Here is a 326-nt window from a genome sequence, read left to right as displayed (position 1 = left end):
AGTCGGAGGAAGCGCCGCCGATCGGACGGCCAATCACAGGAAGCGCGAGCTATATCCTGGATCGCACTGGCCAACTGGTTCCGACAGGAGTAGTCGGGGAGCTGTACGTGGCGGGAGCGGGAGTCGCGCGGGGGTACCTGAAGCAGCCGGAGCTGACCGCAGAGCGATTCCTGCATAATTCGCACGGAGCGGCCGGAGAGCGGATGTACCGGACGGGAGACCTGTGCCGCTACCGCGAGGACGGCGTAATCGAGTACTGGGGTCGAATGGACGACCAGGTGAAGCTGAGAGGGTACCGGATCGAGCTGGGCGAGGTGCAGACGGCA

The 326-nt window shown here is 64.7% G+C and carries 1 protein-coding gene; it reads left to right on the top strand.

From position 1 onward, the window contains the following. Window positions 1-326, top strand: a 326-nt coding sequence (locus ACY1JZ_RS26115) for an AMP-binding protein (RefSeq protein ID WP_462631698.1), incomplete at both ends; no start/stop codon positions are given.

The sequence above is a fragment of the Paenibacillus sp. J5 genome (genome assembly GCF_054955055.1).
The sequence above is the reverse complement of the archived record's forward strand: the minus strand, read 5'-3'. Positions and strand labels throughout refer to the sequence as shown.